Here is a 2,043-nt window from a genome sequence, read left to right on the forward strand (position 1 = left end):
GGCCGTCTCTTCGTCTATAGTAGTCGAGACGTGTACCTCCGAAGCTTCTTTGTCGGTGTGAATGATCGCGTTTTGAATGAGGTTCCGGAACACTGACTTGAGCAACTCGTTCCCTTGCACTCGGACATCTGGAATCCGGTCGTCGATGGTGATTATCACGTTCTCGTACGTCGAGGGGCGTTCTCTATCGGCGTACGGGACGGATAACGTGGGGTGATTCGCTATGTGCTGGCTGTCGATCGAGAAGTCGGAACAGGAGTCCGAGGAGATAACAAATAGAACGCCATCGACCCCCGGAAAATTCGGTTAGTGGGGATCGAGGGAGAACAAGTTGTCAATCCCGTTTGAATGGAACCAAAACGACCCGTGGCCACACTCACTGCGTCAGTTCACTGATTCGTCGACGGCCGGAGAAGCCGATTGGGAAGTACCGAGATTATTCTGGACCGCCGCCCTGACCGTTGCCCGGACTGTCCTCTGGATCATCTCCAATGAAATACGTTGCCTGTTCATCCGTTTCTAAGATGAAGGTAATAACAAAGAACTCATCAGTATTTTTCACCTCATCAAACTCTATCGTGAGTTTGGTTTCTGTCCCGTTCCCTTCGATCTTAATAGCGGGATCGAGAGATTCGAAGTCATCCCCAATATCCCACGGGAAGCTATCTCTCACACCGGCATCAGTCTGATATATATCTTCTACCTCAGATGCCTCGCCAGAATAAAAGCTCACACGAGCTTCGGTGAAATTCGTTGTATTTGCTGTATTATTAAACGTCGCTGTCCACTCATTTTGGGAGTGAACCCTTTCGGAAGCAACCAATCGTATGTCGTTTGGTGATGCTGGATTGATTTCCGTAGCTTCGTCATCACCATCCCCATCACCACCACCACTCCCACGTTCGCCAGATGGTGGGGTGCCGTCTACCCCAACGGGTGCGTAGTTGATAACCCACACACCGTCAAGCACGATCGTCAGTTCCTCTGCCTCTTCGTCAACATCTACCTTCTCTGGGGGAAGATCTGGAGCGAGAATTTCTTCCCATGTTGACTGATCAAGCTTGGTGGGAACGGTGACATTGATGTCCTCAAATTCTTTTGATTGCTGAATTCCGGGTTCCACTTCGAGTGAAACACGCTGGATACCTGTTTCTGAGTAGTTCCCTTGGAGGGGAGCTATTGTCGCTTCATTTGTCCCGTTCTCTTTTGCATCTACTAACAGCTGGTTATCGTTTTGTACCACGATACCACCTCCAGCTTCGGTTTCATTGAAGTTTTTATATATAGTACTGTATTCAAGCCGGATCGGAGCTCCTCCCCTGAACTCATTATAAAAGGGAGTGTAGGTCAACAGTTGCGTGTAGACTTCATCCTCATCAGTTACGCCGGCGAAGGTAGTGAAACTCCGTTCACCCCCATCTTGGTCTTCGATCGTGAGATCCCGCTGTTCCCCAGTCGCCAATCTACCTGTCGCAGGTGGCGGATTCAGGGTGATAATTCGACTCGGATACTCAACTCCAAGCTTGAACGTCGTTGATCGAGGCTCACCAGTTGTTCGTGCATCGATGATTGCAGTTCGAATCTCCGTCATATCATCTTGAGCAACCTGATAGTGATTGAATTCTACTTCCGCATTCTGCTGTGGAACAATGGTCGCTTGATATCCGGCAAGTGCAATGACGAAAAACCCAAATAACATAATAAATCCAATTAGCGGGGCTACTCCCCGGTCGTCATCGCTAAACGACAAATTTGAATGTGGACGCCACATATCAGATCACCGATTTGAGGAACATCCCTAATAATGGGTGCACGATACATAGCTGATTACGGGAGTCTATAAAAAAATTAGCTGTATGCAGGCGCTAAGCCCCCCACCCTCAACGAGCGCCGGGCTTCCGACGGGTGTCGGAAGCACAAGCGAGTAGGGTGGGGATACAGCGGTCGTGTTAACTTAAGCATGATTCCACCAGACGGCGTGGGCTTGCAACCACGTTTCCGCGGTCGGCGGATCGACGTGACTGAAACAGTTTGAAAACGAAG

At 49.6% G+C, this 2,043-nt stretch carries 1 protein-coding gene and 1 pseudogene; both read right to left on the reverse strand.

Annotated elements, in window-relative coordinates; translation table 11 throughout:
• Positions 1-436 precede the first annotated feature (436 nt).
• Positions 437-1,750: a hypothetical protein gene (locus ACERIT_RS16065; RefSeq protein ID WP_373675864.1), complete on the reverse strand. Its 1,314-nt coding sequence runs from the start codon at positions 1,748-1,750 to the stop codon at positions 437-439.
• A gap of 204 nt (positions 1,751-1,954) precedes the next feature.
• Positions 1,955-2,043 (reverse strand): annotated as a pseudogene (locus ACERIT_RS16070) (IS6 family transposase); the annotation flags it as partial.

The organism is Halopenitus sp. H-Gu1, assembly GCF_041821145.1.
GTDB lineage: Archaea > Halobacteriota > Halobacteria > Halobacteriales > Haloferacaceae > Halopenitus.